24 protein-coding genes and 1 pseudogene are annotated in these 25,676 nt (G+C 70.3%); 10 read left to right on the top strand and 15 right to left on the bottom strand.

Features of this window, described 5'->3' with window-relative positions; translation table 11 throughout:
• Positions 1 to 132: pseudogene (locus tag CHF16_RS41715) on the bottom strand (DNA-binding response regulator); the annotation flags it as partial.
• 155 nt (positions 133 to 287) lie between these two features.
• On the opposite strand from CHF16_RS41715, the gene CHF16_RS36750 reads away from it, so the two are divergent.
• Positions 288 to 809 (top strand): cyclic nucleotide-binding domain-containing protein, encoded by a 522-nt coding sequence (locus CHF16_RS36750; protein ID WP_179271881.1) that lies wholly within the window; start codon positions 288 to 290, stop codon positions 807 to 809.
• A 3-nt stretch (positions 810 to 812) separates the two neighbouring features.
• Here the strand turns inward: CHF16_RS36750 and CHF16_RS36745 are convergent, their stop codons facing one another.
• Positions 813 to 1,265, bottom strand: coding sequence for a pyridoxamine 5'-phosphate oxidase family protein (locus CHF16_RS36745; protein WP_179271880.1), 453 nt, complete (start codon positions 1,263 to 1,265; stop codon positions 813 to 815).
• 224 nt (positions 1,266 to 1,489) lie between these two features.
• Here CHF16_RS36745 and CHF16_RS36740 point away from each other — a divergent pair, with 224 nt between their 5' ends.
• The 4 genes from CHF16_RS36740 (at position 1,490) to CHF16_RS36725 (ending at position 4,235) form a co-directional block, all read left to right on the top strand.
• Positions 1,490 to 2,368: a universal stress protein gene (locus tag CHF16_RS36740; RefSeq protein ID WP_089330795.1), complete on the top strand. Its 879-nt coding sequence runs from the start codon at positions 1,490 to 1,492 to the stop codon at positions 2,366 to 2,368.
• A 133-nt stretch (positions 2,369 to 2,501) separates the two neighbouring features.
• Entirely contained in the window at positions 2,502 to 3,029 is a 528-nt protein-coding gene (locus CHF16_RS36735) for a CoA-binding protein (RefSeq protein WP_218827014.1), read from the top strand.
• 66 nt (positions 3,030 to 3,095) lie between these two features.
• Positions 3,096 to 3,755: a TetR/AcrR family transcriptional regulator gene (locus CHF16_RS36730; protein WP_089330793.1), complete on the top strand. Its 660-nt coding sequence runs from the start codon at positions 3,096 to 3,098 to the stop codon at positions 3,753 to 3,755.
• A 105-nt stretch (positions 3,756 to 3,860) separates the two neighbouring features.
• Positions 3,861 to 4,235 (top strand): CBS domain-containing protein, encoded by a 375-nt coding sequence (locus CHF16_RS36725; RefSeq protein ID WP_089330792.1) that lies wholly within the window; start codon positions 3,861 to 3,863, stop codon positions 4,233 to 4,235.
• A gap of 33 nt (positions 4,236 to 4,268) precedes the next feature.
• Here CHF16_RS36725 and CHF16_RS36720 read toward each other — a convergent pair whose 3' ends face one another.
• The 3 genes from CHF16_RS36720 to CHF16_RS36710 are packed head-to-tail and all read right to left on the bottom strand — an operon-like array spanning position 4,269 to position 7,436.
• A complete protein-coding gene (locus tag CHF16_RS36720) occupies positions 4,269 to 4,538 on the bottom strand; it encodes a metal-sensitive transcriptional regulator (protein ID WP_089330791.1) in 270 nt (89 codons plus the stop codon).
• A 31-nt stretch (positions 4,539 to 4,569) separates the two neighbouring features.
• Positions 4,570 to 6,852 carry a TSUP family transporter gene (locus tag CHF16_RS42110; protein WP_089330790.1) on the bottom strand — a complete coding sequence of 761 codons (2,283 nt, stop codon included), beginning with the start codon at positions 6,850 to 6,852 and terminating at the stop codon, positions 4,570 to 4,572.
• Entirely contained in the window at positions 6,849 to 7,436 is a 588-nt protein-coding gene (locus tag CHF16_RS36710; protein WP_089330789.1) for a rhodanese-like domain-containing protein, read from the bottom strand. The genes CHF16_RS42110 and CHF16_RS36710 overlap by 4 nt, the downstream gene beginning before the upstream one ends.
• 81 nt (positions 7,437 to 7,517) lie before the next feature.
• Here CHF16_RS36710 and CHF16_RS41710 point away from each other — a divergent pair, with 81 nt between their 5' ends.
• Entirely contained in the window at positions 7,518 to 8,012 is a 495-nt protein-coding gene (locus CHF16_RS41710) for a hypothetical protein (RefSeq protein WP_245869759.1), read from the top strand.
• Positions 8,013 to 8,048: 36 nt separating this feature from the next.
• Here the strand turns inward: CHF16_RS41710 and CHF16_RS40695 are convergent, their stop codons facing one another.
• Complete coding sequence (locus tag CHF16_RS40695) at positions 8,049 to 8,204, bottom strand: hypothetical protein (protein ID WP_179271879.1); 156 nt, start codon at positions 8,202 to 8,204, stop codon at positions 8,049 to 8,051.
• 383 nt (positions 8,205 to 8,587) lie between these two features.
• On the opposite strand from CHF16_RS40695, the gene CHF16_RS36700 reads away from it, so the two are divergent.
• Positions 8,588 to 10,543, top strand: coding sequence for an amidohydrolase (locus CHF16_RS36700; protein WP_089330788.1), 1,956 nt, complete (start codon positions 8,588 to 8,590; stop codon positions 10,541 to 10,543).
• Positions 10,544 to 10,609: 66 nt separating this feature from the next.
• Here CHF16_RS36700 and CHF16_RS36695 read toward each other — a convergent pair whose 3' ends face one another.
• Positions 10,610 to 11,227 carry a LysE family translocator gene (locus tag CHF16_RS36695; protein ID WP_179271878.1) on the bottom strand — a complete coding sequence of 206 codons (618 nt, stop codon included), beginning with the start codon at positions 11,225 to 11,227 and terminating at the stop codon, positions 10,610 to 10,612.
• Positions 11,228 to 11,316: 89 nt separating this feature from the next.
• On the opposite strand from CHF16_RS36695, the gene CHF16_RS36690 reads away from it, so the two are divergent.
• Positions 11,317 to 12,120 (top strand): AraC family transcriptional regulator, encoded by an 804-nt coding sequence (locus tag CHF16_RS36690; RefSeq protein ID WP_218827013.1) that lies wholly within the window; start codon positions 11,317 to 11,319, stop codon positions 12,118 to 12,120.
• A 7-nt stretch (positions 12,121 to 12,127) separates the two neighbouring features.
• On the opposite strand, the gene CHF16_RS42250 is transcribed toward CHF16_RS36690, so the two are convergent.
• Genes CHF16_RS42250 through CHF16_RS36665 form a run of 5 tightly spaced genes read right to left on the bottom strand, consistent with a single transcriptional unit; the run spans position 12,128 to position 17,740 of the window.
• On the bottom strand, positions 12,128 to 12,274 hold the full coding sequence (locus CHF16_RS42250; protein WP_425427543.1) for an excalibur calcium-binding domain-containing protein: 147 nt from the start codon (positions 12,272 to 12,274) through the stop codon (positions 12,128 to 12,130).
• Positions 12,275 to 12,302: 28 nt separating this feature from the next.
• Positions 12,303 to 14,276 (bottom strand): glycoside hydrolase family 9 protein, encoded by a 1,974-nt coding sequence (locus CHF16_RS36680; RefSeq protein WP_179271877.1) that lies wholly within the window; start codon positions 14,274 to 14,276, stop codon positions 12,303 to 12,305.
• Complete coding sequence (locus CHF16_RS36675; protein ID WP_218827012.1) at positions 14,273 to 16,387, bottom strand: bifunctional polysaccharide deacetylase/glycosyltransferase family 2 protein; 2,115 nt, start codon at positions 16,385 to 16,387, stop codon at positions 14,273 to 14,275. The genes CHF16_RS36680 and CHF16_RS36675 overlap by 4 nt, the downstream gene beginning before the upstream one ends.
• Positions 16,384 to 17,052: a hypothetical protein gene (locus CHF16_RS36670; RefSeq protein ID WP_143228274.1), complete on the bottom strand. Its 669-nt coding sequence runs from the start codon at positions 17,050 to 17,052 to the stop codon at positions 16,384 to 16,386. Before CHF16_RS36670 ends, CHF16_RS36675 begins: the two co-directional genes overlap by 4 nt.
• A 58-nt stretch (positions 17,053 to 17,110) precedes the next feature.
• Complete coding sequence (locus CHF16_RS36665; RefSeq protein ID WP_089330784.1) at positions 17,111 to 17,740, bottom strand: MarR family winged helix-turn-helix transcriptional regulator; 630 nt, start codon at positions 17,738 to 17,740, stop codon at positions 17,111 to 17,113.
• Between the two features lie 38 nt (positions 17,741 to 17,778).
• On the opposite strand from CHF16_RS36665, the gene CHF16_RS36660 reads away from it, so the two are divergent.
• Together CHF16_RS36660 and CHF16_RS36655 are read left to right on the top strand one after the other, a co-directional pair.
• Positions 17,779 to 18,612, top strand: a complete 834-nt coding sequence (locus tag CHF16_RS36660) for a tyrosine-protein phosphatase (protein WP_089330783.1) — start codon at positions 17,779 to 17,781, stop codon at positions 18,610 to 18,612.
• 146 nt (positions 18,613 to 18,758) lie between these two features.
• On the top strand, positions 18,759 to 19,598 hold the full coding sequence (locus CHF16_RS36655) for an SDR family oxidoreductase (RefSeq protein ID WP_089330782.1): 840 nt from the start codon (positions 18,759 to 18,761) through the stop codon (positions 19,596 to 19,598).
• Between the two features lie 54 nt (positions 19,599 to 19,652).
• On the opposite strand, the gene CHF16_RS36650 is transcribed toward CHF16_RS36655, so the two are convergent.
• Genes CHF16_RS36650 through amcB form a run of 3 tightly spaced genes read right to left on the bottom strand, consistent with a single transcriptional unit; the run spans position 19,653 to position 25,254 of the window.
• Positions 19,653 to 23,879 carry an nSTAND1 domain-containing NTPase gene (locus CHF16_RS36650; RefSeq protein WP_089330781.1) on the bottom strand — a complete coding sequence of 1,409 codons (4,227 nt, stop codon included), beginning with the start codon at positions 23,877 to 23,879 and terminating at the stop codon, positions 19,653 to 19,655.
• Entirely contained in the window at positions 23,876 to 24,112 is a 237-nt protein-coding gene (locus tag CHF16_RS39925; RefSeq protein ID WP_143228273.1) for a hypothetical protein, read from the bottom strand. Before CHF16_RS39925 ends, CHF16_RS36650 begins: the two co-directional genes overlap by 4 nt.
• Complete coding sequence (gene amcB / locus CHF16_RS36645; RefSeq protein ID WP_089330780.1) at positions 24,109 to 25,254, bottom strand: cyclophane-forming radical SAM peptide maturase AmcB; 1,146 nt, start codon at positions 25,252 to 25,254, stop codon at positions 24,109 to 24,111. The genes CHF16_RS39925 and amcB overlap by 4 nt, the downstream gene beginning before the upstream one ends.
• Positions 25,255 to 25,676: the final 422 nt, after the last annotated feature.

Below are 25,676 nucleotides of genomic sequence, written 5' to 3'. Positions count from 1 at the left end.
GCCGGCCTCGCCGACGATCTCGATGTCGTCCTCGGCCGACAGCAGCGCCGCGACCCCGCGGCGGACGACCTCGTGGTCGTCCAGCAGGAACACCCTGATCATCTTGGAGACCTCACGGTTCGGACCGGTCATCGCATCATCCTTCATCTCCGGTGATGCCCGGACGTTACCCGGTCGAAGACGGCCCTCGGGCGGCTGAGGTCCCGGCCACGACGGGCCCTTCGGCCCTGTGGCGGCGGCGCGTCCCCGGATGGGATGGAGGCTGCGACGAACGAGGGGGGAGTCGGATGCGCACTGTGACCAGCGCGGATCTCGCGCGCGAACCGTTCCTGCACGGCATGGGGGCCGCCGACCTGCGCAGGCTTGCGACGGCGGCCCGGTGCACCGGATTCGCGGCGGGGAGGCGCGTCTTCGGCCAGTCCGAGCCGGCGGAGCGGTTCTGGCTCGTCCAAGACGGGACCGTGATCGTCGACCTGCGAACGCCCCGGGGCGGCACCGTGGTCATCGACGCCTTCGGCCCGGGCTCCGTGCTGGGCTGGTCGTGGCTCTTCCGCCCGCACCAGTGGCATTTCGGCGGCGTGGCCGCCACCCCGGTACGGGCCATCGAGTTCGACGGACGCCTCGTCCGGACGTTCTGCGCCGTCGACCCCTCCCTGGGCCACGACCTGACGCGCCGCTTCGCCGAACTCGTCGTGGAACGGCTGGAGACGACGCAGACACGGCTGACGGAACCCGCCGCGTCCGTCACCGGCGGCGATGCTCCGCACGGGGACGCCGGTGTGGCGGCGTCCGGGTCCGATAGGCGGTAGGCGTCACATTGGTTCGTCCGCGGCGTCGACGTGTTCGGTCGTGACTCCGCCGGGGTGCAGGGGGATGCGGCGTCCGCTGATGTGGTGGGGAGTCAGCCGCACGAAGGACTGCGCGGGGGAGCGGATCCACGGGGTGAGCGGCAGTTCCCGGAGGCGCTCGGCCTCGCTCGGGTCGGTGACGATCTCCGCCCGCCCGGTGACCAGGACGCTCCAGGCGGTCCGGAGCGCCGGTTCCAGGTCGTCGGCCTCGAAGGTGAGCGGGCGCCCGCCGCGGACGGCATCGAGCTTGGCGCCCGGTGCGGTGGTGAAGACGAGCGTCTCGCCGTCGATGGCGAAGTTGACCGGCAGGACCGTGGCGGTCCCGTCGTCCTCGGCCCACGCGATCCGGCCGACGGAGACCCGCTTGAGCAGCGCCATGCAGGCCGCCGGGTCGAGGCGCTGCAGTTGATCGCTCATGGGCCCTCCGTTCACCGTCGATGTTCCCCCTCTGCCGCTCGTACTCGGATCTCCTAGAAAAAAGCCGCGCATGGGCCAGCGTTGTCCTGGGCGGACGTCCGCTCCAGGGACCTTCGTCACCGCGTGGGAGGTCGTTCGGCCTGTTTCGGTGAGGCGGAACGTTCAAGCTCTGGAAGGTGGGGATGTAGGAGCCAGATGGGTTCGTGCGAAGTGGGGGAGACGTCATGGGCTCAGAGGCGATCACCGGTGTCGTCGCCGGTTACGACGGTTCGGAGAACGGCCTCCGCGCCCTGGACTGGGCGGTGGAGGAGGCCCGCGTACGGGGCCTGCCGCTGACCGTGATCCACACGTGGGAGGCCTACATCGGAGGCTCGATGGCCATGCCGATGGTGGACCTGGGGTCTGTGGCGCAGCAGACCCTGGACGGCGGCATCGAGCACGTCCGCAAGCAGGCGCCCGACGTGCCGGTGGAGGGGATCCTCGAGTGCGGGCGGCCGTCCGCGATCCTGCTCGAGGCGGGCAAGACCGCCGCCCTGATCGTGCTGGGGCCGCGGGGGCTCGGCGGGTTCGCCGGCCTGGTGCTCGGTTCGGTGAGCGCTCAGGTGGCCGCGCACGCCTCATGCCCCGTGGTCATCGCCCGGGAGGCCCCGGACGGGCAGGCGGAGGCGCGGCCGGGCCGTGCCGTGGTCGGCGTGGACGGTTCACCGGCATCCCGGGCGGCGCTGTCGATGGCGTTCGACGAGGCCGAACTGCACGGGCTGTCGCTGCACGCGGTGGCGGCCTGGGAGTCGGTACCGGTGACGGACCTCCCGCCGCTGGTCGACGAGGACGGCATGCGGGAGGCGGCCACGACACGCCTGCAGCAGATGACCGCCCCGTTGCGGGACCTTCACCCGGGCGTGGACGCGCAGGCCGAGGTCAGGGTCGGCCAGCCGCGCGACGTGCTGCTGGACGCCGCGCAGGGCGCACGCCTCCTCGTCGTCGGCTCTCGGGGACTGGGCGGCTTCCGCGGCCTCCTGCTCGGCTCGGTCAGCCAGGCCATGCTGCAGTACGCGCCCTGCGCGGTCGCGGTCGTCCACGCACCTCGGGACCCCGAGGATTAGTCGCCGACTCCCCCGACGTGTTCGCGGGAGCGGGGTCGCCGGTGCGCGGTACAGGCGTTTCAGGACCATGGTCCCGGCCGCGGGTGACCTTGGACCGGTGATCGGCGGGGGCTTTCGGCCGGATGCTGGGGACATGACGGAGCGGCTTTCCGGCGACCGGGCGTTCGCGCTCCCGACCGGCGGCGCGCATGCCGGGATCGGGCGGCTCGGCCCGGCGGATATGGACGCGGACCGCGAGCGGCCAACGGACGTGGCGAGCCCGGGACCGGTGACGCGGCCCAGGTCAGTGGCTGTCATCGGGGCTTCGCGGCGGGCCGGGACGGTCGGCGCCGAACTGCTGCGGCACCTCATCGCGAGCGGCTTCAAGGGCGCCGTGCACGCCGTGAACCCGCATTGCGCGGGGGACGACCTGCACGGCGCGCCGTGCGTCGCGACGCTCGCCGACCTGCCCGAGGTACCCGACCTCGCCGTGATCGCCGTTCCGGCGTACGCCGTGCCCGGTGTGGCGGCGGCGTGCGGGCGGTCCGGGATCCCCGCCCTGATGGTGGTCGGTTCCGGATTGACCGCCGACCGGCGGCGCGCGCTGCTGGCGGCCTGCCGGGAGCACGGGATGCGGCTCGTCGAGCCGAACCGCCTGGGCATCGCCGGCACCGGCATCTGACCGGACGCGGCGTCCGGCGCCCCGCCGGGAGTGCAGTGCCGAGACTGGCGGGTATAGGGCGTCGGTATGAACGCAGGTGCCGGCTCCGAGCGAGAGCGGATCATTCAGGTCGCGACCCGGTTGTTCGCCGACCTCGGTTTCGACGGCACCAATGGCGTCATGATCGCCGAGGCCGCGGGGGTGGACACCGCCACGCTGCTGGAGAAGACCGGCGGCACCCTGGAGCTGTACCACGAGGTGATGCGGCGCGCGCACCTCCTCGAGCAGGCGATGCTCGAGGACGCGGTGGAGTCCGTGCGCCTGACGAAGGAGGGGCTCCACGCCCTGGCCGACACCTACCTGGACTTCCATCTGGCCCACCCCCAGGTGGCGCGGCTGTGGCTGCACCGGTGGGTGGGGGACGCGGCCGGTAGCGCCGACCTGGAGTCCGCGTACGAGCGGCCGCTGACCGACTTGGTCGCCGACGCCATGCGTCCACTGGCGTCCCTGGGCGTCGACATCGATTACATGCTGTGGACCCTGGTGTGGGCGACGACCGGGTTCGTCACCTATGGCGTGCCCAACCACGGAGACCGGCCCACGCCGTGGCGGGGTACCACCTCGCTGCCGCACGGCCACCGCGACAGCCTGACCCCGCCGGAGATCGCACGGTTCCGCTCCCACCTGCACCTGCTGATCGACCGCGTCCTGCAGGCGCCGGGCCCGGACCGTCCGGCCGCCTCGTGACCGCCATGCCCGCGGCGTCCAGGCGGATGGGGGAGGACGGGCGGGGCCCGGCCGTCCGCAGCGCGGCCGAAGCGGGCTGAAATCAATCAATCCTTGGAGGGGAAGATGCGGGTCAGCAATGTGTACCGGCCGCTGATCTACGGCTGCCGCGCCGATGAGCGGCTGGTCGACGTGGCGCGATGGATGAAGGACAACGAGGTCGGCGCCCTGGCGGTCCTCGACGGCGAGGAGGTGCTCGGGATCATCACCGAGCGCGACCTGGTCGCGGCGCTGGCGACCTCGCCCGAACCCGGCTCGCGCCCGGCCGCCGAGTACGCGTCGAAGCGGATCAGGACCGCCGGGCTGGACGAGGACGCGCGCGAGGTGGCGCGCCGGATGCTGGACGAGGGCATCCGCCACCTGCCCGTCCAGGACGACGGCCGCGTGGTCGGCATGGTGTCGATGCGCGACCTGCTCGCCCTGGAGATCTGGTCGACGTGACGTCCCGCGGGGCCTCCCGCGAGCCCGGCCGGATCAGGCGAGGCTCAGGAAGAGCTTCTCCAGCTGGGCGAGGTCGAGCCGGGCCTGCTCGGGGTCCGCGCCGTCCTTGACGCACTGCTCCAGCCCGGTCGCGATGATCTTGAACCCGGCGCGGTCCAGCGCCCGGGAGACCGCCGCCAGCTGGGTGATCACGTCCTTGCAGTCCCGCTCGTTCTCGATCATCTGGATGACCCCGGCGAGCTGCCCCTGCGCACGCCGCAGGCGCACGAGGACGTCGGCCAGCGTGTCCGCCTCGAATCTCACGTCGTCCTCCTCATACCCGCCAGGGTACCCGTCAGGTCTCGGTCGGGGCGTGGGCGGCGGCCCAGGCGCCGTAGCCGCCGAGCAGGTCGGCCACCCGGGTGCGGCCGGCCCGGCGCAGCAGGCTCGCGGCGGCCGAGGAGCGGGCACCGCCCGCGCAGTGGACGACGATCCGCCGGGCGGCCGGGACGGCGTCCAGGCGGCCGGGCAGCTCGGCCAGCGGGATGTTGACCGCTCCCTCGATGGTGCCGGCCGCCAGTTCACCGGCGTTGCGGACGTCGATGACCAGCGGCGGCTCGGCACCGCCGAGCTCGTCGCGCAGCTCGGCGAAGGTGATCCGCTCGGCCCGGGCGATGTCGCCCTCGGGCGCCCGGGTGAAGGCGTCCTCGGGATCCGCCAGGAAGCCCGCCGCCGTGTCCAGGCCGATCCGGGCGAGGCGGACGATGATCTCCTCCGCGCGGCCGTCGGGGGCGATCACGACGATCTCCCGCCCGGGTTCGATGAGCATGCCCGCCTGCTCGGCGAACCGGCCGTCGGCGGGGACGTTGAGCGAGCCGGCGAGGTGCCCGGCGGCGAACTCCTGCGGGTCGCGGGCGTCGACGACGACCGCGCCGGCGTCGCGGCGCGCCAGGACGTCGCCGAGCGGCAGTTCCCGCAGGTGCTCCTCCACCTTCAGCAGCTCCCGCTCCTTGCGGTTGAGGAGCGCGTCGTACCCGAAGTAGCCCGGGGCGGGAGGCTGGCCCTCGGTGACGATGTCGAGGAACTCCCGCTCGCCCATGGGCACGCAGGCGTAGTTGCTCAGCCGTTGCGCGCCGATGGTGGACTGGAGCTCGGTCGACAGGTTCTTGCCGCAGGCCGATCCGGCCCCGTGCGCGGGGAAGAGCCTCGTCTGGTCGGGCAGCGCCATCAGCTTGTGCTGGACGGTGTCGTAGAGCATCCTGCCGAGCTCGTCGGCGCCGACGCCGAAGGAGGCCAGCAGGTCCGGGCGGCCGACGTCGCCGATGAACAGGGCGTCCCCCGTCAGGACGCCGTAGGGCGTGCCGTCGCCGGGGTGCTCGAAGACCAGGACGCTGATCGATTCGGGAGTGTGCCCCGGGGTCTCCATGATCTCCAGGGTGACCTCGCCGAGGCCGATGCGCTCGCGGTCGCGCAGCTTCCGGATCGGGAACTCCGCCTCGGCGCGCGCGCCGTAGCCGATCCACGCCCCGGTGCGGGCGGCCAGTTCGAGGTGGCCGGAGACGAAGTCCGCGTGGAAGTGGGTGTTGATCACTCCCTCGATGCGCAGGCCGTTGGCCGCGGCGTCGTCGAGGTACTCGGAGACGTCCCGGCGCGGATCGACGACGACGGCGCGTCCGGTCCGCCTGTCGCCGATCAGGTAGGACGCCTGGGACAGGCATTCCAGGTAGTGCTGCGCGAAGTACATCGGGGACTGCATGGCTTCGGTCTCCTTCCGGGGAACGAGGGCGGGGAGGGCGGCGGTCCCGTGCCGGGACCGCCGGACGGTCAAGGTGATCGCCCCGGCGAGGGCGGCGAGGGACACGGCCGCAAGGAAGATCGGGCGCGCCTGCGCGGGCAGCTCCCGCGCGATCACGAACACGGACATCACGAGGACGAACCAGCCGAAGCCCGTACGCAGCCGCTCAGGGGCGACCTTTCCGGCGAGCCGGGAGCCCAGTACCCCTCCGGCGGCGGCGAGCGCGGCGACCGGGAGGGCGAGCGTCCAGTCGATCTGCACGCTCTGCAGGTGGCCCGCGAGCCCCGCGAAGGACTTCATCGCGATGACCAGCAGGGAGGTGCCGACGGCGACCGGCATCGGCAGTCCGCCGAGCAGGGCGAGGGCGGGCACCACCAGGAAGCCGCCGCCCGCGCCGACCAGGCCGGTGACCAGGCCGACGGACGCGCCCTCCAGCATGATCCTGCCGGCCGCCCTGTTCCCGGCGCGGTGACCTGGCTCGAACTCCTCGCGGCCGCGGAGCATCGCGCCGGCCGTGGCGGTCATCATGATCCCGAAGGCGATCAGCAGCACGTGCGCGGGGACGAACGCGGCGAGCCTGCCTCCGGCATAGGCTCCGGCCATGCCCGCCGCGCCGAACAAGAGGCCGGTGCGCCACCGGATCCGGCCGGCCCGCGCGTGCGGGACGGCCCCCACCACACTCGTCACGCCCACGACGAACAGCGACATGGCGATCGCCTGCTTGGCGTCGACGCCGGCCAGGTACATCAGCGCCGGGGTGGTGAGGATGGAACCGCCCCCGCCGAACACCCCGAGTGTGACCCCGATCAGCACGGCCGCGGCGAGTGTGAGGACGAGGGTCATGCCGATCGCTCGCCGTTCGCCAACCGGGCGGTGATCGTACGGAGATCGCAGCTCGCACCGCGGTTGTAGGGGAGCTTCGCCAGCAGCATCCCCATCGCGCAGGTGTTGGTGAGCGCCGCGAAGGTCAGGCCCGCGCCGATGGCGGCCGCCACCCACTTCAGTCCGGGCACGGCCACGCTGCTCACCACGGCCACCAGCACGATCGTCCCGGCGACGAGCCGGACCTGGCGCTCCAGATCCCAGCGGTCGCGCCCGTCCCGGTTGAGGGGTGCGCCGGCCGCCTCCCAGGCCGTGATCCCGCCGTCCAGCACGCGGGTGTTGCGCAGGCCCGCTGCGGCCAGCGCCCGCTCCGCCTGCCCGGCGCGGACGCCGGAGCGGCAGATCAGCACGATGTCCTCGTCCAGGTGCCGGGACAGTTCGTCGCGGTGCTCCCGGAGCATGTCGAGCGGCACGTTGTAGGAGCCGGGGATGTGGGCCGCGGCGAACTCGCCCGGCGTCCGGACGTCGAGCAGGCGGGGCGGAGCGGGACCGTCCAGCCGTGCTCGCAGGCTCGCGGCGTCCAGTCGCGTGGGCGTGTCGTTCATCGGCCTCTCCGAACTCGGTACGGGATGCACGGCCGGCAGGCCGGGCATATACCCCGGGGGGTATGTGGCTCACGGTAACCGATGGAGGCGCGACACGGCAAATACCCCTGGGGGTATCCCGGATCCCGGAGGCTCTGCCTCCGCGACCGCGTCCGGGTACTCCCGGTCACCGGCCGCCGCGATGAGCGCGACACGCGGAAAGGCGACGTCGTCGAAGGCCGCGTCACCCTGACCCCCCCGCAGGAGGACCTGTACCGCTCCAGCGTGCAGTTGGTCTCGATGGTGCGCATCGGCGCCCTGGCCAGGGGAGTTAGAGCCGGGCGTGCCCGGGTAGCCGTAGCGCAATGGCCGGAGAACCCGGCGACTCATCCGAACACGAGGAACGGAATGACCACGCCTGAAGAGAACGCGCCGAAGACCGACGATACCGATCAGGTCGTGATGAAGCCCGGTGACGATCCCGACCGCGACCCCGACCAGGAGCCGAAGCCGCGTCCTGATACGCGTACCGAGATGGGCGCCGCACTCGCCGACAAGATGTCGGAGAAGGGCCTCTCGAGGGACGACTTCTCCTGATCCCGAGAGCCGTACGAGCCGGGAGGGCCGCGGCCGTCAGAGGGAGAGCGGGAGCTCGCCGATGGTGGTGCGGCCGGCGAGGCCGCGGTGGGTCCGGGCGGCCTCGTCCAACACGTAGGAGCCGTTGACGAGCGCGGAGCCGGTCGGCGGTGACCCGGGCCGAGGGGCAGACGAACCGGCTCCGCGCGCCATCTGGCACTCGCCGCCTTCGTCGCCCTGCGCTGAGCCGCGGCCGGACGAATGAGCGCCATGGTCCCCAATGAGCACCATGGTCCCCCCCTGCCGCGGCCGGAAGCCGCCTGGAGGAGAACCAATCAGCCTGCCGAGCAGTGGCGCCGGGTAGGCGGAGCCCCTCAGATCGATCGACGTGAACGGTCCACCGCCTCGCCGTGCGGTGGCGTTCGCCCATGTCATCGAGGTCGCGAGCCACTGCGCTCGTTCTGGAACGGCGTACCCCCGCGAAAAGTCGCCCTTGCGCCCGCGTGCCAAGTATGCGATGTATTGATTGTTATCAATCGTCGTAATGTGGCCCGGTCATCGGGACCGTGTGGCGCGCGGCGAGGGAGGGAGCGCAAATGCGCGGGAACAGCACCGCGTCGGCGTGGACCCGGTCGGCCGATCCGGCCCTTCGAGGGGAGCCCCGGACGGGGCGCCGGCGGAGGGGCTCGGCGAGCCGCTCGCGGCGCCGCGCAGTGGGCTGCGTCGTGGTCGCGTCGTCCGTCGTGTTCGTGTCGGCACCGCCCGCCCTCGCGGACTCGAAGCCGGGCCACGGCAAGGGCGGCGCCGACCTCATCCTCACGGGCGGGCAGATCGTGACGATGGGCGCGAAGCGTCCCTTCGCCAAGGCGCTGGCGATCGCGGACGGCAAGATCGTCGCCGTGGGCTCGGAGCCGAGCGTCATGCGCGAGCGGGGAGCGCGGACCAAGGTCGTCGACCTCCGCGGCAAGACGGTGATCCCGGGCCTCCAGGACTCGCACCTCCACCTGGCCCCGCTGGGCTGGGAGATGGAGAACACCGCCGAGCTGTCGTTCGCGGTGTCGCAGGCGGACGTCCTGGAGGCGGTCCGCCGGCACATCGAGCGCAGGGATCCGGAGCCGGGGGAGTGGATCCAAGGCGTGCGCTGGTTGGACAACAAGTATCCGGGCGGCATGGTCGACCGCTGGCAGCTCGACGCACTCGCCCCGGACAACCCGGTCTGGCTCGCACGGACCAACGGCGGCATGGCGGTGAACACGAAGGTGTTCGAGAAGATGGGCATCCGCGACGACGACCCGTCGACCTGGCCGGACTGGTGGCTGGAGGATCCGCCGGACTTCACGCCCGCGGACCGGATCCTGCGCGAACGGCGCACGATCACCACGGTCGACGGCAGGACGCGCGAGCTCGAGGTCCCGAACGGCGTGTTCATCGGCGCGCACGGCGGATCGCCGGCCCTGGGCCTGCTGACCGTGAAGCCCCCGGCGCCGACCCATGAGGAGATGCTGGAGAGCATCCGGGACGGGTCACGCGAGATGCTCAGCCTCGGCGTCACCGCGTTCGTCCAGCCGTCCGGCGGCATCGCGGACTACCGCGAGGCGTACGCGCGCGGCTGGCTGCAACCGCTGCGGCTCGCCAACGGCTACCTCGGCTCCTTCAGGACGCAGTCCCCGGAGACGGTGGGCGCGGCCCTCGCCTCCGCCGAAGGGGCGTTCAGCGGCAACCCCGACCTCGAGATGACCGGCGTCAAGTTCTTCGCCGACGGCGGCGCGCAGACGCGGACCGCCTGGCTCTCGGAACCGATGCGCGACTGGGAGACGATCGACGGGAAGCCCAACTTCGGCGTCCAGGTCGCGGACGACGCGCTCCGCGAGGCCCAGTACCGGGCGGCGGCCGACCGGGGCTGGAACCTGCACACCCACGCGACGGGCGACCGGGCCATGCGGCAGGCGGTGGACCTCTACTCCAAGATCATCGACGACAAGGGCGGCCCCCGCGGCGACTTCCGCTGGACCATCGAGCACGGCTACCTCCCGATGGAACCCGGCACGCGCGTGATCGACGACATGGCCCGCTACGGGATCGTCGAGTCGATCCAGCCCAACTGGAACTACCAGAGCGGGGCGGCGTTCCTGGACAACTTCGGGCCCGAGCGGTTCGCCCGCGTGAACCCGGTGCGCAGTTACCTGCGGGCCGGGGTCGTGACCGCTGCGGGGTCGGACTACGGCACCAACCACTGGGACCCGTGGCTGGGCGTCTACTCGATGCTGACGCGCAAGGTGATGGGCTCCGACCACGTCGCGGGGCCGGACGAGCGCGTCAAGATCCTCGACGCGCTGAAGACCTACACGATCAACGGCGCCTACGCCGTCCGCCAGGAGACGGCGCGCGGCAGCCTCGAACGCGGCAAGCTCGCCGATCTCGTCGTCCTCGACCTCGGCGACATCAGGGACCTCGACCGGCATCCGGAGCTGTCCCTGGGAATGGACCAGCGGATCCTCTGGACGCTCGTGGGAGGTAAGACGGCGTACAAGGCCGAACGCTTCCGGATGTAGCCGGAACGTCCAGGCATCGAGTGCCGGGTGGCGGCCGATGGCCTCCACCCGGCACGACCGTCCGCGTCAGGCTTCGGGCCAGACGAAGAGGGCGATCGACGCGACCAGCAGGGCGGCCATCGCGGAGCGGTAGACGAGCCAGGTCCGCGGCGTGCGGAGAAGGTGCTGGAGGGCGGCGCCGAAAGCCAGCCACGGCAGGCAGCTGGGCAGCGCCGCCAGCAGGAACAGGCCGGTGAGGACCAAGGACCTGCTCAAGGCGCCGCCGAGCTCGTCCACGAAGGTGGCGTTGGCCGCGACGCTGATCAGCCAGCCTTTGGGATTGGCCCACTGGAAGGCGGCCATGCCAAGAAAACCGGACCAGGCAGAGGTGTTCGCGTCCCCCTCCGGAAAAGCCGCGGTCGCGATGCCCCACGCCATCCAGCAGAGCAGTGCCGCGCCGCCCCATGTGAGGATCTCCAGAAGCCACGGACGGTCGAGGAACAGGTTGCCGATTCCGAGGGTGACGGCGAACAGCATGGCGCTCATCCCGATCACCTGCCCGAGCAGGTCGGGGATGCCTCGCCGTACACCGCTCCTCGCGCCCGCGGCCGCCAGCAGCACGTTGCTGGGGCCGGGAGTTCCCGCGGCCACCGCGGCGAATGTCAGGAACGCGATCGATTGGGCCGGTGAAAGGGAGACTTCCACGGGCTTCTCCTTAGACTCCGCATATGGCACCCAGCGTGGCCGGGCCGCGCCGCAGCGGTCTTGAACGATCGTGTGACCCGGGTGAGTGGATGGAAGCCAGCGGGCCCCTGGACGGCGTGGAACTGTTCCGGGCCGGGTTGCGCGGCCACCCGTACGGCCGGCACCGCCACGACGTGTACGCCGTCGGGGTCACCGAATCAGGCGCCCAGGCGTTCCATTACCGGGGTGCGGTGGAGCGCAGCGCCCCCGGGCAGGTCTTCGTGCTGCATCCCGACGAGCCGCACGACGGCTGGGCCGACGGGCCGGACCTCCTCGGCTACGCGCAGATCTACGTCGCCCCGGCCCGCATCGCCGACGCCCTCTCGGCCATCACCGGACGGCCGGCTCCGCTGCCCTTCGCCGCCCCGGTGGCCGACGACCCGGTCCTCGCGCGGGCGATACGGGCGGCGTTCAACGCGGTTCCCGAGCCGCTGGCGCTCGACACCCTGGTCGTCGAGCTCGCCGAGGGCCTGGTCCGGTGCAGCGCGGCAGCCCGCGCCCCTGATGGGGCCCTCCGCGTCGACCTGCCCGCCCTCGAACGCGGCCGCGAGTTCCTGGAGAACCGGCGGTCGGTCGTGCGTTCCAGCGAATTGGAGGCGGTCACCGGGCTCGACCGGTACCAGTTCGCACGCCAGTTCCGTGCCCTGTACGGCACCAGCCCCTACCGGTACTCGGTCATGCGCCGGCTAGACCTCGCCCGCGAGAGACTGCGCATGGGCAGGCCCCTGGCGGAGACCGCCCACGCGACAGGCTTCGCGGACCAAGCCCACTTCACCAGGATGTTCAAGGCCGCGATCGGCATGACGCCGGGACGCTACGCGAAGCTGTGCAGAGACCCGAATCCGGAGCGATGACGGACCGTCATTCGCACACCACCCCGTCGTTGTCCCGGTCCTGGTACCACCGGTACTCGGCATCGACGCCCCTCCGGTAGGGGCCGTGACCCGCGCGCCTGGCCGCGGCGCAGGTCGGGGGTGGTGAACTGGGGCCGTTTACCGGAACACGCAGCCCCGGCCCGATCCGGCCAGCTCCATGGTCAGGATGGGCCGGCTCTGCTTCCAGCCGGCTGTCTCGGAGTGGCCGGTGCGGGCTCGGGAGCGCTCGCCAGGGCTGTCATCAACACTGCGGCGGCGGTGTAGTCGTCGGCCGGTTCGACGCTCTGCCAGGCGCCGACCCGGTCGGTGTACCGGCTGCCGTGCCCGTCGTACCGGTCGAAACCGGCGACCGCGCACGGCCGCATGCCGTCGAGCACGCCGGTGTCCCCGAAGGCCGCAGCGGCGTTGGGGCCGTTGACGACGGCGCCTTCGAGGACGGCGCCCTCGGTCAGGTTGGCGACCGGGTGCTGCGGGCAGCGCGGAAAGGTGGTCCCGGCGCCGATGAGGAACGACGATCCCCACGCGTTCGCGCCGAGGGCCCAGCCGCGCTGCCCGGTGCCGAGCGCGTCGTAGGACGCGTCGCCGCTCGCCCGCCGGTAGAGCAGGGCCGTGCTCGCCAGGCCGAAGCTGGTCGCCGCCGAGTCGGAGACGGTCGCATCCGCGCCCGCCCCGAACGGATCGCGGGCGGCCCTCCCGGCGGCGGTGGCGAGGCGGTGCCTCAGGCCCGCGACCAGTTCGTCCCGGCCGATGCCGAGACCGGTGGCGCCCCGGTCGAGGGCTTCGATCAGGTCGGCGTGGGCCAGCACGCCGACATCGCCGACGCCCGGCGGACCCTGCCCGTCGGATCGGAGGTCGGCGGCGGCCCAGTGCGCCGCCCGGCGGAGCCAGCCGCCTGCCCGGCGGTCGCCCAGGGTCCGTGCCGCCCGTGCCAGCTCGACCGCCCCGAACTCCAGGTCGTCCGTCCAGGACGCCTCCGGGTAGAACTCGTGCGGGAAGGTGGTGACGAGGCCGTCGCCGGGGGCGGTGTCCGCGCGGTCATAGATGCCCGCCGCCTTCTCCAGTGCACGGCGGGCGGCCGCGGGATCGTCCCGGGCGCGGGTCTGCGCCGCGAGCGCGAACGCGGCGGCGACGCGGCCCGCGAGGTTCGGGCTGATCGGCGCCCCCGGTGCGGCCGCGCGGAAGACGGGACGGTACCGCAGCAGGTATCCGGGGTCGCCCCGCCCGTCCCGCCGCAGGTCGTCGCTCTCCGGGAGCCGCCAGACGTCGTGGTCGGACAGGTACCCGGCACCGCCGACGCCGATGCCGACCTGCGCGTACAGGGTGCCGGTCCGCTCGTCCCACATCTTGTCCAGCCACTTCAGGCCGTGGTCGGCCTCGGCTGCCAGGCCCGGCTCGGACGGCACCGCGCGGTGGGCGTAGTAGAGGACGGCGGTGGTGTAGGACGCGGTGGTGGTGAACTTCAGGAAATCGCCCGCGTCCGCCCAGCCGCCGGACACATCGACGGTCGCGGTGCCGGGCACCGGGACGAGCCCGCCCGCGGGCTCGCCGTCGCGATGGCGCGGCGGCCGGTACACGGTGGCCGCGCGGTCCGCCAGATGGGACGGGCGGCGGCCGAGCACCGACGGGACGACGTCGGCTCCGTCCCGCTGGGCCTGGAAGAACCGCAGCATCCGGGGCAGCAGCGGCCCGAGCACCTCGGCGGCCGGGCCGACCCGGAACCAGGGGGAGTGCGCCCGCACCCCCGGCCCGCCGACCGCGACGCGATAGGTGCCCCGGTCCGTCAGCCGGGTGAGGTCCAGGACGCGCACGGACGGGAAGGCGGCGTTCCACGAGCCGGTGCGCCGTCCGGGCGCCCCGGTGAGGACGGTCCGCCCCCTGGCGTCCTCGACCCTGAACCGGATCCGCGCGGTCTGCGCCGCCGACGTCATCAGATACGCCCGCTTGGACTCGTCCGGAAGGTACCCGACCTGGTCGAGGCGGATCCTGGCGCCGCGGTCCGGCCCCGGCGGGGCCGGTGCGACCGCGGGCGGCGAGCCGGCGCCGCCCGCGGCGTGGCAGCCCGGTACGGCGAGCAGGACGGCGCCGCCCAGGACGAGCGGAACGGACCTGCTCCCGTACCCCGGCGAAGGCGTCACGACCGGTTCTGGCTGACGAGGGCGTCCAGTCCGCCGGTGCGCTGCAGCTTGTGCCAGCCGAGCCGGATGCCGCCGACCGCGGTGATCATCGACTGGATGAGGACCGCGTACATGAGCTGCCGGTACACGAACTGCTGGACGGGCAGCGCCCACAGCACGCGCGTTTTCTCGCGGTCCAGGCGGAAGGCGTAGCACGCGCCCGCCAGCTGGACGCCGAGGACCGCCCCCCACGCGGCGAACGCCTTGACCGGGTCGAGGAACAGGACGCCGTAGACGAGCAGGACGTCCACGAGCGGCGCGAGCAGCGGCAGCGTCACCTGGAAGAGGGCGAGATGGGCCAGGCCCCAGCGCCCGAACCGGCCGGACGGACCGCGTTCGAGCACCGCGCGCCGGTGCTTCCACATCGCCTGCATCGTCCCGTACGACCAGCGGTACCGCTGCCGCCACAGCTGGCCGATCGTGGAGGGCGCCTCGGTGTAGGCGACCGCGGACGGCTCGCACACCACCCGCCATCCGGCGCGGATGAGCTCGATGGTCAGGTCGGTGTCCTCGGCGAGGGTGTCGTCGCTGACCCCGCCCACCTCGCGCAGGGCCGACCGGCGGAACGCCCCGACCGCGCCCGGCACGGTCGGCATGCAGTGCAGCAGGTCGTAGACGCGGCGGTCGATGTTGGTGCCGATGACGTACTCGATGTGCTGCCACCGGCCGAGCATGGAGTTCCTGTTGGCGATCTTGGCGTTGCCGGCCACCGCGCCGACCCGCGGATCGGCGAACGGCTGGACGAGCCTGCGCACGGTGTCGCGGGTGAACACGGTGTCGCCGTCCATCATCACGACGAGGTCGCAGCGAGCCGCGGCGATCCCGGCGTTGAGGGCGGACGGCTTGCCGCCGTTCGGTTTCCGGATCACCCGCACGCCCGGCAGGGCGAGCGACTCGGCGACGTCGGCGGTGCCGTCCGTGGAGCCGTCGTCCACGACGATCACCTCGACCGGATGGGTGCCGCGGACCAGCGACCGGACCGTGTCGGCGATGCACTCCCGCTCGTTGTAGGCGGGGACGACCACGGACACGGGCTCGGTCACGGGCGGCCCCCACGACCAGCGCGCCGGGCGCCGGACGCGCGCGTGCCGGCCGGCCACCACCACCATGAGCAGCAGCCGCACGACCATCAGCACCCCCACCACCAGCAGGATCAGGGCCAGAGCGGAGACGATGACGCCCGCGACCCCGACGATGCCGACGAGGAGGACGCCGCGCCAGTGCTGGCCGCGCGCGGCGGGCGGGTTCGCCCGCGACTCGCCGATGACCTCCGCGGTGGTCGCGAAGCGGTAGCCCTGCGCCTGCAACCGCGGGATCAGCCGGTCGAGCGCGGCGACGGTGCGGGACCGGTCGCCGCCCGCGTCGTGCATCAGGATGACCTCGCCCCTGTGCCCGGCCGGGGTGGAGTTGGCGACGATCCGGCTCACCGGGGGACGCTGCCAGTCCTTGGAGTCCAGCGTGGTGAGAACGGTGGTGTAGCCGTTGTCGCTGAGGCCCCGCAGCACCTTCCACTGGTTGTCGTCGACCGCGTCCGCCGTGGAGGAGTAGGGCGGACGCACGAGCGAGCTGGTCCTGCCCGTCGCTCCCGCGAGCGCGAGCTGGCTCTGCGACAGCTCCATGCCGAACCGCCAGCGGGGGACCGCGGCGAGGTCGGAGTGCGTGAACGTGTGCAGCCCGATCTCGTGGCCCGACCGCTGCATGCGCTGGACGATGCCGGGGTGCTCGGTCACCTTGGACCCGACGACGAAGAACGTGGCGCGCACCTTGTACCGGTCGAGCACATCGAGGATCTGCGGCGTCCACTGCGGGGTGGGGCCGTCGTCGAAGGTGAGGATGACCGTCCGGTCCGGTACGCGGAACTGCCACCGCTTCGCGCCGGCGCCGATGATGGGCCCGCCGGTCCGGACGTCCGGCGGGACCGTCGTCGCCCTGCGGGGCGGGACGGCGTTGCCGTCCGCGCCGAACTCCGCGTGCACCAGGCCGTGCGCGAACAGCACGCAGGCGAAGGCCAGCGACGCCATGATCGTCAGCAGCCAGCGCGGACGCAGGAGCGCGAGGACCGCCGCCTTCACTCCCTGGCTCCGGCCGCGGGCGCGGTCGGCTCGCTCTCGGCGATCTGGGGCGTGGCGGCCGCGGCCTGCGGTTCGGCGCCGGTCTGCCCGGCCCCGGTGTTGTCGCGCCGCTCGTCCGCCGCGGCGGGCTCGCCGTTCTCCGGAGGACTCTCGGGCGGGCTCTCCGGGGCCGCGGGCCGCGCCGCCGGCGGATCGCCGCCCGGCTGGCTCGGCGTCGTGGCCGGCGTGCCGGTCGGGCCCTGCGGCCTGGCGCGCCGCTCATCGGGCGGCGGCGGGGACGGCACGGCGCCGGAGGGCGCGGAGGGCACGCTCCCGGACGCACGCGGCGCCGCGGGTGCGGGGCCGGGCGTCCGGGCGGGCCGGGAGGGGCCGGGCAGGGAGGGGCGGAGCGGCGGCAGCGCCGCGGGTCCGTCCTCGGCCGGCGGCCGGTGCTTCGGGCTCGGCGCGACCTTGGTCTCGCCCCCGCCCACTTTCGGCAGCAGCGTCTGCGGGCTGACCGGCCCGCCCGCCAGGCTGATGCCGATCATGATCGAATAGCCCCCGCACAGGGCCGCCGCCGCGTAGCCGGCCCGGCGCAGCCGCCTGCGGCGGCGCCCGGTCACGTCCACGAAGACCGGCGAAGCGGAACGGTCCCTCGAATCGATCACTTCACGCTTGTCGGGCATTTCGTTACTCCCCAGGAAACAGTTCCCCCTGTTCTGGAACCTAGCAGCAGAACCCCATTCACTTCGCCATTGCCGACCGCCTGTCCTGGTGTCCCGCGTGTCTGGGCTGCGCGCGATTCGCGTCCACTTCTGGACGCCGTGTATCCCGTATTGAACGTCCGGCTAATGGATCAGCCCAGGTCAGTGCGCTGTGCAGTGATGCTCCAGACATAACCGACTCGGGGGACATTCTCCCCTTGAAGGTAATAACGTCGAATCCTGAAGATCCATTGACGGCATTCTCCGGCCCCGCTTTCTTCGGGGGTGCTGACCGGAACGGGCCATGAGTCCGCGAAACTTTAGAAGAGGATTCCAATAAATGGCCGTCCGCCGGGTCGCGCTCGCGCCGGACGAGCCCGGCGTCCTCCAGCCGGCCGGCGACCTCGACGAGGTCGCCGGGGTCGATGCGCAGGCGCGCGCCCAGCTCGCGCTGCGAGGCCGGTCCGGAGTCGTCCAGCGCCGACAGGACGGCGAAGTGCCAGAGGCCGAGGCCGTGCTCGGCCATCATCGCGCCCATGCGCGCGCGGACGGCCCGCCCGACCCGGGCGCCGTCCGCGCCGGTTGTCGCACCGCACAATGAACGTCGGGAAGATTTGAGGGCCTGCCAGTTCATCCAGGTCCGCCCGGAAAGCATGATGACGGACGTCACGTCCGTTCCCCCGCCCGGGCCGTCCGACAAGGATCGTCATGCGCACCCCCCGAACGTCCGCAGCCCTGCTCGGCGCCGCCCTGCTGGCCGGCACGCTGACCGCACCGCCCGCCCTCGCCGGCGCCCCGGACCGGGCGCCCGCCACGGCGTCCCTCGCCACCGCGCCCCGGCTGGCCACGGCCGCCAACTTCCGCGACCTCGGCGGCTACGCGACCGCCGACGGCCGCCACGTCCGCACCGGCGTCGTCTACCGCTCCAACACGCTGGCCCACCTGTCGGCCGCCGACCAGCAGACGCTGCTCGACCTCGGCATCACCCTCGACGTGGACCTGCGCAACTTCAAGGAGCGTGCGGACGACCCCGACCTGCTGCCCGCCGGGATCGCCTACAAGGTCGCCGACGTCGAGGACCTGACGCACGGGATCTCCTTCGCGAACCCGGCACTGGCCAGCCTGCTCTACGGGTTCCTGATGGGGCTGATCACCGGGTCGTCCAACCTCGGCCAGTCCATCGCCTACCCGTTCCTGGTGGACTTCAGCGGCGCGAGCCGCGCCTACCGCGAACTGCTCACCGCTATTGCCGCCAACCCCGGCGCGACGGTGTTCCACTGCACCGCGGGGAAGGACCGGACCGGCTGGGGTGCGGCGGTGCTGCTGACGATCCTGGGCGTCCCGAAGGCGACGGTGTACCAGGACTACATGGCCAGCAACGCCTACCTCGGGCGGTCCGACGCCGTGGAGTCCGCCTGGCTGGACGAGGCGTTCCACGAGGTCGACCACGCCTACGGGAGCTTCGACAACTACGTCCGCAACGGCCTGAAGCTGAGCGACGCCACCGTCGCCGCATTGCGCGCCAAACTGCTGACCTCCTGACCGGCTGCGCGCGGCGCCTCGGCATCCGTTGCGCCGTCGCAGGACCCGGTCACCGGTGAACCTCGCCGCCGCCGAGTTTGACCTCAACCAAAGTCGAGGTCTTACGGTCGGCAGCATCGAACGACGAGAGTTCCCTGGGGGAGACCATGATTCTGGTGACCGGTGCGACGGGCAATGTCGGGCGGCGGACGGTGGAGCGGCTGGTGGCCGCGGGGCACGGCGTGCGCGCCGTGACCCGCGACCCGAGCCGGGCCGATCTGCCGGCGGACGCGGAGGTGGTGGCCGCCGACTTCGCCGACCCGGAGACCCTGCGCCCGCACCTGGCCGGTGTGGAGGCGGTGTTCCTGGTCTGGCCGTTCGTCGACCCCGAGGCGGCGGTGCGGCTCGCTCCCCGCGTCGTCGACGTGCTCGCCGACACCGGATCGCCTCGGATCGTGTACGTGTCGGCCACACCCGCCGAGACCGACCCGGACTCGTTCTGGGCCGTGGTGGAGCGGGCCGTCGCCGCGTCCGGCCTGCCCTGGACGATGCTGCGTCCCACCGGGATCGCGACGAACACGCTGGGCTGGGCCGCATCGATCCGCGACGAGGGCGTGGTGCGCTGGCCGTACGGCGAGGCGGCGCGCTCGATGGTCCACGAGGACGACATCGCGGCCGTCGCGGTGGAGGCCCTGACGAGCGACCGGCACGACAAGCGGACCTACGTGCTCAGCGGCCCGGAGACGGTCACCCAGGCGGAGCAGGTGCGCATCATCGGCGAGGCGATCGGCCGTGACCTGCGCTGGGAGGAACTGCCCGCCGAGGCCGTCCGCCCCATGCTGGTCGAGATGATGGGCAGCCCCGCGTTCGCGGACGCGGCACTGACCGGCTGGGCCGCGATGGTGGACTCACCGGAGCCGGTCACCGGCGACGTGGCGGCGGTACTGGGCCGCCCCGCCCGCACCTTCGCCGAATGGGCCGCCGACCACGCCCCCGACTTCACCTGACCCACCGACAACGGCCACACTGTTACCCGGGGGGCGCGCGTAAGTGCGAGGACCTTACGTCCTTTCGCCGAAGATATGTGGATAGTCGAGCCGGGGAAGGTAGCGGCGCCACTCTTCCAAGGTGGGCTTGCGAGGGAGTCGGCGGTAAGCCTCTCGCACGACGTCTTGATGCTTGACCAGCCAGAGGCGTGCTATGCCGTCTCGGCAGCTAGTGGCTATGCGATCGCCAGTTGGATTGAACGCTACCCCTACGACTGGCGCGTTATGGTAAAGGCGGGACAGAATTGTGCCGGTCGCAGAATCCCAGATGATGGCGATTGCGTTATGACAGGCGGTTGCCAGTAGTTTGCCATCAGGATTGAAGGTGACGGCCCACACCGATCCGTCGTGGACGAGCTGGTGGAGTTCTTCGCCCGTCGACAAGTCGGAGATGCGGGCGATGCCCCCACGGGCAGCGGTCGCCAGCAACGCGCCGTCGGGGCTGAAGACCAAGTCGAGTACGGGGTGATGGTGGGTGATGTGGAACAGCTCCGTGCCGGTGTTCGCGTCCCATACACGTGCCGTGCCATCGTCGCTTGCCGTTGCGATGAGTTCACCGTTCGGGCTGAAAGCCAGTCGCCTTATTGAGCCGCGATGAGCCAGGTGGAGAAGCTGGTCGCCGGTGTCCGTGTCTGAAAGGCGCACTATTCCATCTCGGTCACCTGTCGCTATCAGGGTCCCGTCGGAACTGAAAGCCACATCGATTACAGGCCGATGATGGGAGATGCGTAGAAGTTCGGCGCCGGTGGTCGTGTCCCAGACACGTGCGGTGCCATCGTCGCTGGCTGTCGCAAACCGTGAACTAGAGGGATCGTAGGCCATCCGACTCACGCCACCGGCATGGCGCAGGTGTCGCAGAGGAGTACTCGAATCGGGATCCCAGAGGCAGACCGCACCATCCGTCCCCGCGCTGGCGAGGTGGTCGTCGTCTGGCCCGAAGGCGATTCTTCGCACGGGTGCGCCGTGACGGTGATCGGCCAGCCGCTTTCCCGTTGCGGGATTCCAGACGACTGCTGTCCCGTCGTCGCTGACGGTAGCGACACGATCTCCTCTGAGGTTGAAGACCGTGTGCCATACCGGTCCTTCGTGAACCAGTGGCAGCGGCTCGGCACCCGTCGCGATGTCCCAGATCTTTGCGGTGCCGTCGCGGCTGGCGGTGGCGATGTGATCGCCAGACGGACTGAACACCACGGTTCGTACCTGCCGTTCGTGGACGAGCCAGGATAGCTGGCGCCCGAGCGCAGGGCTGGCGACCCGGGCGGTGCCGTCGGCGCTGGAGCTGGCTATGAGGTCACCCGCCGCATTGAACGTGACATCAAGGGCCCTGTCGCCGTGAGTGAGCCGATACACCTCACTGCCCGTCGACAGGTCCCAGACCCGAGCCGTTCCATCGCTGCCGGCGCTGCCGACTCGATTTCCGTCGGGAGAGAACACGACCTTGCAGACACTGCCGCCATGAGCGAAGCGGCGCAACTCGTCGCCCGTTCGCGGGTTCCAGATCCGTATGATGCCGTCGTCGCAGGCGGTGGAGACTTGTTCGCCACTGGAGTCGAAGGCGACGTCCAGCACCGGCATATCATGGGAAAGCCGACTCAGTTGGCCGCCGTCGCGACGCCAGATTCGTACCGACCCATCGTCGCCCGCGGTGGCGATGTGGGTACCGGCAGGGTTGAAGATTGCCAGCCTCAAACCATCGTGGCGCATCTGGAAAAGTTCCGTGGCGTCGCTCGCCTTCCAGGCTCGAGCGACTCCGCTGTCGCCGGTGGTGATGACGAGTTCGCCGGTGTGGTCGAGTGCTATCCGCGTGACGGGCAGGCCGTCGTTCGAGAGCCGGCCGATCTCTTCTCCACTCTCGGCATCCCATATCCGTGCGGTGCCATCCTCGCAGGCGCTGGCGATCCATTCGTCGGTAGGGCTGTATAGGATATCCGGAACCGCCGCGTAATGTGACAGGCACAGCAATTCGGCCCCGGTCTCGATATGCCAGATCCGTACCGTACCGTCACGGCTCGCAGTGGCCACACGGTCGCCTGACGAATTGAAGGCGAGGGCTGACACCTCACCGCTGTGAGCGAGTTGGCATACTGGACGGCCGGTCAGGTCCAGAGCGCGCCGCAGCGCGAGATCTCCCTCTTGGGTATGAGCACGATCGAGTGAGCTGATGCCGAGTGTGATCGCGATGCTTAAGTTGAGGGCGTCAGGACTGAAGATTTCCCGGCTCCGGCTGGCCATCCGCAGTGCTTCGGTCTCCCGGGACAGCCGATGCCGCTCCCGTAGCTCGGTCGCGGCGTGCTCGGCACTGATCGCGATGAACTCTCGGACTCCGGTCACATCGTCGGGATGGTCAGCCGCCATTTTGATCGCTCTGGTGAGTACAGGCCCGCGCAAAAGGAGGTCGGTGTTCCGGCCATGAAGCTCCCACAACTCACGAGCGTTCACGATGTCAGCTTTCCAGGTCCGGAATTCTCGATTCCTCTCCAGCCATCCGCGAAGCCTGTCCCATCCCCGCAGCAGAGCCTCATGAGCGATCTCGACGGTCACCGTCCCCGTGTCATCGGATGTGTGGACATCCAGGAGACGCTCATCCCGCAGTCGTTCCACCGTCGGCCAATCCGCTGCCCGTAGGTCGAGACGGCGGACCTGGCGGGCGACATCGACATGGTGGGGATGGACCAGCTCGGTGAAGATACGGCTCGCGGCGTCCTGCTGGTCGGACGAGAGCATGCCGTAGCGTTCCTCGGCGTACACGGCGAGGGTTCTGGTCACGCCGCCGAGGTCACGATAAGTCTTGAGCGTGAGCTTTCGCCCTCGCTGGGTCTCCCACAAACGGGCGAGAGTAAATTCCAACAGCGGTAGTTCGGCGGGCTGCCCTCTGAACTCCTCGCAGATCAGCTCGATGAGCCCGTCATCGAAGGTGATCGGGTTCGATCCCCCTGCTGCCCGGGCAGGCTCGGCGACAGTCTGATACAGGTCCGTAGCCGTCATGGGCAGCAGTTTGTGCGCGTGTGTCTGTACGTACGAACCGAGCAGGTCCTCGGTTTCCATGAGATCCCAGAAGAAGTCATTTCGGATGCTGAGAGCGATGCGCAGGCTGCCGGGTGATTGTTGGACGACTTGACCTAGGAGACGCAACATCATTTCCCTGCGCTCAGGGACCGTGCATTCGGTGAAGATCTGCTCGAACTGGTCGATGACGAGCAACATGAAGGGAACGTCGCGTGCTGCGCACGCGTACTCCGCCGCCGCGGCGATGCCCTCCGACTCGATCCTGCGCATCCAGGAGCTGAGCGCCGCCTCGGAGTAGGGCGGCCGGGTGCCCGCCGCGGACATGAACGCGGCTGCCATGCGCAATACCGGATGATCGCCCGGGCGGAACTCGCCCACGGTGAGTCGATGCTTCTTCCGGAGTTCCGGGACCAAGCCGGCCGCGATCACGGATGACTTGCCCACGCCCGATCTGCCCACGACGGTGATCAACGGTTCGGTCTCGGCGGCGAGTACGATTTCGTCGACAAAATGCTGTCGGCCAAAGAAGTACCGGGCATCGGCTTCGGTAAAAGCGGCTAGGCCCTTGTAGGGATTGGGTGGGGGACGATAGAGGACCTCCGGCCATGCATCCACCAACACGTCCCCGCCGATGACATAAACGTCCACCGCATTCTCGTCACGCGGTACCGCCTGGACCAGGCCCACGACCTGCCCCGTGCTCTGTTGCCAGACCGGGCCACCGCTGTACCCGCGCTGCGCACGGAAGGCTCCGGTCCGGTCCTGAATGACCTGCAGACGGCTGCGATCCACATGGTGGAGGAGAGTCCCTTGCACGTAGCCGTCGCGGGCGCCGCCTCTGCTGCTCAGATTCGGTCCCCATAACTCCACACGACGCTCGTCCGGAGACTCCTCGCCTGCCGAGCTCAACGTCACGGGCTCCACGCCGCTGGGAAGTGCCTCGTCGAGCCGGAGGCCGGCGAAGTCGAGCATGTCGAACGATGGCCCGCTTTCCGGTAGCCAGACCGCGAGTTTGGCCAGGCGGACAACTCGCTCGTCCGCTCGGCCCGCGAAAGGGAACTCGACGGTCACCCAGCCTGTACCGGGATGGGAGGCTTCACGTTCCGGGCGATCCAGCGCCACGTTGATCACATGAGCGCACGTGACCACTTCTCGATCTCCGGCGACAAAAGCTCTGCCGACAGCTCTCCCTTTAGAGCCGATCACCTTGACCAGAAAACGTTCGGGGCTGGTCACGGCGAAACACGCCGAGGTCGACTCCTTGCCGCCATGTTGGCGATGTCAGAATCATCAGCTTTGTTCCATTTACTCCAATCGTCCCAGTTGTCCCAGGTGTTCGCCCAATTCCCCCAGCCGCCGGAGTTGTCGAATGCGTTGGTGCGTGTAGGCGCCGTGCGGTCATCGATGCGCTGCAGCAGCTCCTTTAGCAGAGTCGACTCGGATGTGGCAAGAAACTCAAGAATCGTCATGGCTCCATTCCCTGCAGCAGGTATTTTTCCAGAGCGCGCACCAAAGATTGGCGGGTGTTGACGCAATAACTAGTTTCCGTCTCGGTGAAGCGGCCGTGCTCGAAGTATCGATTGCCTGCCTGTGCGCCTTTGCAGAAGTCGTAGAATTCGCAGCCTCCGGCGCATGACGAGAGCGCGCGCACGAACTCGTCGACGTACTTGAACCGGTGGGCGCCCTGGAGGATGCTCGGCAAAGATTCGCGAAGAACGTTGCCAACTATGAAATCGCCATACTCCGGTGCGTGAATGCCTGCGAGTTCGGGGGAAAGTAGCACTGTATCGCCACTCCAGGACACGGTTGGGATGGGGTCGTGGAGTGCGCTTTTTTCTTTCTCGTTCCCATTGCGTGCGCCACGCAAGTAGCTCAATAGTCGATCAGTGTCGCGCAATCGCAGATCCGTGCCGCTGTGACTGCGACGAAAAAGTGTGTACCAGAACTGAAGCGCGGCTTCTCTGTCGATGGGTGGCCGCCGGGTATTGGCTCCTTCGTGCTCCTCCAGATTGAAGCCCAGGCGAGCAGGACTCAGCTCCTCGAAGAAGTCGATCAGAGTGTCCGCGTGGTTGATGGTCTCCGGCGTCACCACTGCGATGACTGTGAACTCCAGCATGTGCTCACGGAGAATGTCGATTCCGGTCATGGTACGTTCATGCGTCGAGCGGCCAGACTTGTCGCGACGCCGCACGTTGGCCCACGGGGGACCGTCAATGCTTACTCCCACCGCTATGTCATGAGCTCGTAACAATTCGCACCAGCGTGGCGTTATCAGACCGGCACTCGTCTGCACGGTATGGCTAACGCTGCCCTCTCTCCGCAATGTCTCGAAGGGGGCTAGAAGTCGCTCGAATCGGTCCGCTCCGAGTGCCAGTGGTTCGCCGCCGTGCCAGATGACGTTGATAGGGCCGGGCGCCTGCTGCAGCCGGATGCTTTCGGCCACCGCTGACGCGACCCCGATGTCCATTGTGTGGTTGCGGTCGGTTGTGGTCAGGTAGCAATAGTCGCATGCCCATGGACACAAAGTGGTCGGCTGGAGAACTACCGTTCCGAATTGCCTACTTATGAACTGGTCGTAGTCGGACTGAATGTGCGGTGGGGCGGAAACCATTCGCTCACGCTTCCATGTAATGCCGATGGCAGGCTCGCTGTGCCGTTGAACTCCCATCCGTAACAGAGATAAGTGTTACACGCAGAGGCGGTGCCGTGTGCGCTCTTGGAGTGTTGGGCTGTCGGAATCCCTGGCGTGACGTGCGTGAGCGGTGGCGCCGGACGGGAGGATTGGGCGGGATCTGTGGAGCCGCGGCTGTCGCGGATCGGCAGGTGCCGATGGGGGTGAGGGCGATAGCCCGTTCCGCCGGGACGCCCTCGTTGGTGGCTGTGGTGGCAGGCATGGCGGCACCGCCTCGCTCGCGCAGAGCCGCGTGCGGGGTCGGTCGGCTCATGCGTCGAACCCAGCAGCAGGGGGCCGACCCCAAGCAGTCAGCCATGCGTCGACGAGCAACAGGAGACTCACTGATCGAATCACTACTC

The sequence above is a fragment of the Actinomadura meyerae genome, assembly GCF_900188445.1.
GTDB classification, from domain to species: Bacteria; Actinomycetota; Actinomycetes; order Streptosporangiales; family Streptosporangiaceae; genus Spirillospora; species Spirillospora meyerae.
Note: the sequence above shows the minus strand (reverse complement) of the source record. Positions and strands in the feature narration are given on the sequence as shown.